Raw genomic sequence first — 6,876 nt, forward strand, 5'->3', positions numbered from 1 at the left:
GCATCCACGCGTGCAGCGACTGAGACTTTGTCAAACCTCAACGCCACCGGCGGAACGCGCCTGAGAATCAACAATTCTGGGCCATGTCTCCCCGATTGCCCAGAGGGGCCATCACCCCAGAGCAATCGTCCCCCCAAAGAAGCCACTGCAGGCAAAACCTCCCCCATTTCACCAAACCCAGCCCAGTGAACGGAGTCACCTCGCGCGGAAGTTACAAAGTTGCGTACACCGAGAGTTTTCGGGCCAACGGCCCCGAACCAATTACCAAAGCGATTCGGGATCTCCGGGCCAAAGGCCCAGCTATTTGCCTAGCCCAGCCCAACGAGCTGGGTAACCCGACCGCACGAACACAAGGGCCAAAGGCCCGACAGTTTGCCCACACGGGTCCAGCAAACGACGCAAACGGACGGACCTTCGGCCCTATCATTCGTTGGTTTGGTGACTCGTAACCCAGGGCGTTGCCCTGGGCTAGACAAACGAACGGGGCGTTGCCCCTAATACAAAACGCGGCAACAAGCGGAAGCTAACGCTGCTTTGCTCGTTGTCGAACTGGACGCATTGCCAACCAACTAATCACCAAAGCGATTCGGGATTTCCGGGCCAAAGGCCCAGCAAGCTGAGGCCCCTGATTGTTCAATACTCGGGTACGATACCGCTTCATTGGCATCCGGGTTTCGTTGATGGAAACTGTTGAACGATGCACTCTGACTGCTCTTAACTCGCCAGCCCCATGACCAACCAACCCACCAAGACTCAAGCAAAATATCTGTCGTTCATTCACGCTTACACCGAGGCGGCAGGGGAGCCGCCTTCGATGCAGGATGTGGCTGATGCCTTGGATGTCTCGACGGCTTCGGTCAGCGGTATGTTCAAGACGCTCGAGAAAAAGGCCCTGATTGAACGAACCAACGGTGAAGCCAGGTCGATCGAAGTGCTGGTCGATCCGGCATCTCTACCCAAATGGAGAAAGGCTATCCGGGTCAGTATGCAATTCTGGATGCCAAAGAACGCTTCCCAAGATGACTTCGACCAGCGTGCCGAAGAAGTCATCGACCTTCGAAAAGCACAGCGACGCCGAGCCAAGAACGCAGTCAAATTTAAAAATCGGATGACTCCCGACATCTATCGCTTCAAAATCACGTTGATGGATTTCAAGCCCGCGATTTGGCGGCGGATTGAAACCGCTGACACCAACTTGGAAACATTTCACGAACACATTCAAACCGCAATGGGTTGGACCAATTCGCACTTGCACCGGTTTGTGATCAAGAAAAAATCATATTGCTCGTCCAGGATGCTGAGTGACTTTGACGATGGCGTGAGCGAACCCTACGACGACTTGCTGATTAGCGACTTGGTGAGCCAACACGGCAACAAGTTAAAGTTACGCTACGAATACGACTTCGGAGATAACTGGCAACATGAAATCAAGCTGGAAAAGATCCTGCGCGATTGCAACGAACCGGCCGAAGCATTCCCCCGCTGCATTGCTGGAGAACATGCCTGTCCACCGGAAGATTGTGGTGGTGTTTGGGGCTACGCCGATCTGCTCGCAGCCCTCGCTGATCCCAAGCACGAACGACATGAAGAACTGATGGAGTGGATCGGCCCGGTCGATCCGCTCGACTTTGATGTCGCCGAAACGACCTCGGCGATGCGGGCCGGACTGCCGAGTTGGTAGCGAAACGGTTGGTGACCTATATCGTCGGCGGTGGTTTGTTACAGCAGACGTACCTAACCTCGCCGTGCAGGACGACAGCAAAGTCAGCTTTGTCCGTGACGGCAAAGAGATTTTCGTCGAACGGAAATCTGGCCAGCTACCTATCCGCATTGGAGTTACTCGAAAACATTGGAGTTACTCGAAAAGCTAACGAGCCCTGGACATCGCGACTTCGTTGAATCGCATCGGTATCTTGAGCGACTAAAGAATTACGAACGCTAGAGCGTTTTGAAGATTGATGTCGCCGGACACGCCAAATTTCAGACTGCCCTATTCAAACCGGATCTCGATTTGAGTGATTTCTCCTCGGCGAGAAAAGAGGGAGTCGGACTCACTCTCGGATAACTCCAAGACGCTGCGAAGAATCGTGGGTTTATCGGCAAAGTGAATCGCGAGGCATCGACTTTGCCCGGTGCGATAGGTGACCGGAACCTGACACAAGGTCATTGCGAAGCAACCCGCCGGCACGTTCATCTGTTGTCGATGACCGTTGACGTCGAAATAGTCCAACTCCGAATCGCTCTGCAGAAACTCGGAGGCTTCAAAGAATTTCGGGTCAAAGCGTACCCGTCCACCGTCAATCCGGATCCCTAACTCATCCCATCGAGACAAGATGTCTTCTTTGACCTGACCGGTCATTCCGGGTTGGCGTACTCCGCCGTCTTCGGGCGTATGTGAATACGGATCCGACGGAAACGCACCATAATGCTGTGGCGTTTTCGTCAAACCGATGCCGTCGCGTATCTCGCGGTAGTGTTCGTGCAACCTTCCCAACACGTCAGGATCGGTTGACGACGAATGCTCATGAGCCTGGACACAGTGTTCCATCACCGCCAAGGCGAGTTTCGAAACCATGTGCCAGTAGATCGATCCCAACCCTTCGTATCCGAAGAACGTCCCCGATCGACCGGTGAACTGTCGATGACCGAACGTTTGTTCGAACATCTCGTGGATTCGTTCTCGTTCCTCGTCAACCAGATCACGGTAGCGTTCCTCAGAACGCAGTCGATCCAACGCCACATTGAGATCGGCCGCGTTGCGGAATCCGCCGTTGAAGTGAAACTCGCCATGAATATCCCGCTGCAGAACCGTCTTGTCTCCTGCATCAGTCAACGTTCGGACGAGTCGTGACCGCAGTGCATCTTCGGACGACACACAATTCTTGTCGAGAAAACGTGACAACGTCCGATTGGGATACAACATGTAACTCTGTTGATCCTCCCGATATATCTTGCTGCTGCGCAGCGTGTCGAGCACCTTGACGGCTTCCTCACCGGAGAGCAACCCGCTGCTGAGCACCGCCACCTGCCCTTCGAGCATCTCATAAAGATGAGACACCGAGGCACGTTGGTTTTCTAGGTGAATCAGGTTGTACGAATGGTACATCCCGTCGTCGCGTCGATTCGCTCGGATCGTGTGATCCACCATCGCCAAAGCCCGACGAAACAGATCAACGACCCAATCGAGCGAGGTTGAAACTTTCTCCGCGCCGATTCCCTCGGCATAGAGAGTACCGCGATAGTCCGATCCCGCCGCGGCGAGTTTGTCCAAAATGACAAAACGCTGCTCGTCATCGATCGGTCCCTCAAACGCACCGGCGTGTTCGGCCAGCACGTCTTTGAGCGTCTCGGCAAAACGAAAAACGCTTCCTGAAAGAAGCACGTTATCGGGAAGCCGATCACTGTCTCCGTCGAACCATTCAACGAGGAACGACAAATACCGACGCAGATAGCAAACCGTCACAACGGACAGACCCCGGCCGACCAACGCATTGTTGGCATCGTTCCACTCCGGACGTTGGGTGTTGAGCCAGAGTCCACCGCCGGGAACGAAACCGCTGAGTTTCGCCAATGCCGGAACGAGCAATTTCTCAACGAGTCCGACTCGTAGGGGAGATCCCTCTTCATCACACAACAGTTTGCCGTCGCTGCCAACCTCTCGGACGCGGCGATCGATTTCCGCGGCACCGTCGAAGTCAAAATCAATCGTGTTTTGTGGATCACGACAGATTTCTTTGTGCGAACGAATGCGATAGGGAACGTTGGCGTAAACGCAGGTATCACGTGACAAACAATCATCCAACTGCGACGGCGTCATCGATCGGCCACGCTGCAACAATCTCAACAGATAAACAATCTGGTGATCACCCCAATAACCAATGTTTGCCCATGGGTCATCCGGATCGGGTACCTCCCAATCGAATCCGTCTTTAGTAATCCGATAAGGGTTGTACCCGTCCGCTGTCGAAGCGTTAACGAATCGCAGAATCATGCTGACGGTGAACTTCGGATACGCGACCGATAGCGCCTCCCAGTTCTGAAAGATGTCACGCCAGTTTCCTTGGTAGCTCAGATTTTCGCCACCGTCTTCACACGTCAGATCAATCGAGAATTTGTTCCATGGTCGGGTCGGGTCTCCGTGTCGACGGCTGAATCGCAGCGGCAGGTACTCTGACGCCAAGCGAACCAGATCCGAATCACCGGCATTGGCGACCCGGTCCTGCAGAGAATCAATTGACAAGGATTCTGGCAACCCATCGAGGAACGCCTGACAACGCTGCGATACGTTCCGGTTGGCCGTTGCCACATGCTGCACGAAATCCGCCGCCGCGACTTCGTATCCGTTCGCTGGAATTCCTCCACGCATGACGTTGAACAAGACATTGGACTGATGACGCTGAGCTCGTAGTCGGTTTTCACTGACCTGACGCCCGTCTGCCGCCGAAAGAATTTGCAACAACTTGGCTTCGTTGGCGGCGACATCTTCATCAATCTGCTTCGCCAATTCATGACCATTTGCAATGCGGTCATGCAGTTCGATCACGTCACAGTGGTCATAGTTGACGTCGGCAATGACATTCCATCGCAGTGGTTCGAGCGTTGGCAGTTGCAGTGTTTTAGAGATGAAGTAGGCGCCACGTTGCCCACGCATGTTTGACTCATCCGCCATCGCTTGACCTCCGCGGATGTCATCAATCTGTGATCCGCTGATCGCAACGTTCGCGTTCTCGAGCCCGGTATGCCATGCCACCGTGGCCAGCAACCCTTCGCTCGGTTCGGCGCGGTCGGTCGGTATCGAACTGAGATAGTAGACACCTAGGTTTGACTCATCGAGACGTTCTGATTTTTTGTAGGCATCGGCCAAATTGCTGTATCGCAATTGAAACTCACTGCCGAGTCTGCTCGGAAGAATGTTCTCGATTCCGTCGACAATATCCACGTCCACCGGATTGTCGTCGAGGTTCAGTAATTCGCATCCACGGATAAATCCGAATCGCTCTCCAAACGTCCAACCGTATCGAAACGCGAGCCGCAGCGAATGGTGGATCTCTTCAAAAATGATCCGGTTTCCGTACCAGTTCTTATACAAGTTCTGAGTGCATTGTCCGCAGTAGCGAGTCGCCGGTGAGAAGGGCTCCCACCGTTCGCTCGTCCCATCGCTGCGGCGAACGTTGAGCAACGTTTTTGGTCCGGTGCAGTCCGACGTGTCGACAATTTTGTCTGCCGAGTAGTAAGGAAACAGTGCCGAGTCCGGATTCCGTCGCCCCGCCGTCAACGCACCTCGGCTGGACACAAACATCCAATGATCGCCCGAACTGACCGCGGTCATAAAGAAAGGGGACATGCGATGACTGTTGCTGATTTTGTACCAGACGCTGTCATCCATTGTGACGTATTGACCGCCCACCAACTGCGAAGGTTCGTCTTTCGGATGAACCGACGCGTTCGAACGCGATGCTGTAGAAAGATTATTCATTGTCAATTGTCTTGGATAACGGTTGAGATAAGAAATGCGAGAGGCCGTCTTAGCCTTCCTTCAACTTGCGCGACTGCAGGTCGGATTCGATCTGTTCCGTCAGATGCTTATCGATCCCATAGAACAACAAGCATGCCGCCGATAAAAACAAGAATGTGGCGGGGATCAGACTCATCATCATTTGCAACCCGCGTAGAGTTGTTTCCGATTGCATCTGATCCACACCATCAATGGGTTGCGCGTATTGGTAGAAATCCAACGCAAATCCGGTCATGGCCGCACCCACGGCGCATCCCATCTTTTGAGAAAAAGTTGCCGCCGCGAACACGAGACCCGTCGCCCGCCGTCCGCTACGCCATTCGGAATAATCTGCCGTGTCGGCGTACATCGCCCACAACAGCACTGGGATGGGACCGCCAACAAACGACGCGGCCACCTGCAACGCCAACATCATGTTGATCTGGTCGGGTTCGAGAAAAAAGAACGCCCCCGTGAGTACCGCAACCCCTGCGTTCATACCGATCATCAACACCTTCTTGCCGAAAATGCGGGTCAACGGTCTGGTCAACAGCATCCCGGCGATCGCCGCAAAACTGCCCGAGACCCAAAACGTCGGAGCGATACTCGCGTCGCCACAGTAATATTTGAAGTAATAAAGAATCGCGCCGCCTCGAATGAAGAGACCCGAGAGTTGCAGCAACCCGAAAACAAAAAGCACCATCCAAGGATGATTGGAAAGAAGATCATTGAAATCGAGTTCGAACGTCGAGGTCTCTGTTTCATCCGAAAACCGCTGCAACGCGATCGCGCGAACGCCCAACGACAGAACACTCAACACCGCGTAGCCGATTAGAATCGGCACGACTTTGTCTAACGAAAATGCGGTTGCCAAACACGCCAACAACGCGAGCCCCCCGAGCAACACTTGATGCAAACGCAGACTCGTCAAGATGAACTTGAGATCGGCGCGAAACGTGGACCCTTCCTCCACGATCGGTTGCACGCGTTCCTTCGTCGTCAGGAAGGTGATGAAAAACAGAAACACCGCGGCGATGGAGAAAACCACCATGGTCAAGAAGAACCCGCGTTGCTCGTTCAAGACGACGTCTTGAGTGACACCGTCGATGACTCTTGTTTCCGTCCCGCCAAAGAACGCCACCATCCCAAGTGTGCAGTACTGCACCACGATGCCACCGCAGAACGCGGCAATGAATCGGTACGTCGATACGCTCGTTCGTTCGATCGAATCCGATGAGATGACGCCCATCAACGCTCCGTACGGAATGTTGATCGCCGTGTACGCCATCATCACCAGGGTATAAGTCACGTAGGCATAGATCAGTTTCCCTGTCGGGCCGAGGTCGGGGGTATAGAAGGTCAGCATCCCCGTGATCGCGAAA

General features: G+C 54.0%; 3 protein-coding genes. 1 reads left to right on the plus strand and 2 read right to left on the minus strand.

The window, feature by feature from the left end:
• The first annotated feature begins 730 nt into the window (after positions 1 to 730).
• Positions 731 to 1,681 carry an IS1096 element passenger TnpR family protein gene (locus RSSM_RS08930; RefSeq protein ID WP_008676915.1) on the plus strand — a complete coding sequence of 317 codons (951 nt, stop codon included), beginning with the start codon at positions 731 to 733 and terminating at the stop codon, positions 1,679 to 1,681.
• Between the two features lie 309 nt (positions 1,682 to 1,990).
• Here RSSM_RS08930 and RSSM_RS08935 read toward each other — a convergent pair whose 3' ends face one another.
• On the minus strand, positions 1,991 to 5,476 hold the full coding sequence (locus RSSM_RS08935) for a hypothetical protein (RefSeq protein WP_008676918.1): 3,486 nt from the start codon (positions 5,474 to 5,476) through the stop codon (positions 1,991 to 1,993).
• Between the two features lie 49 nt (positions 5,477 to 5,525).
• Positions 5,526 to 6,876 (minus strand): MFS transporter (locus RSSM_RS08940; protein ID WP_044301935.1); only part of this gene is annotated, 1,351 nt, incomplete at its 5' end.

It is taken from the genome of Aporhodopirellula sallentina SM41, assembly GCF_000346505.1.
Classification (GTDB): domain Bacteria; phylum Planctomycetota; class Planctomycetia; order Pirellulales; family Pirellulaceae; genus Rhodopirellula; species Rhodopirellula sallentina.

What these genes read in the sequence shown, in the direction of transcription:
- RSSM_RS08930 (WP_008676915.1), top strand. Translation starts at nt 731, where the DNA reads ATGACCAACCAACCCACCAAGACTCAAGCAAAATATCTGTCGTTCATT.
- RSSM_RS08935 (WP_008676918.1), bottom strand. Translation starts at nt 5,476, where the DNA reads ATGAATAATCTTTCTACAGCATCGCGTTCGAACGCGTCGGTTCATCCG.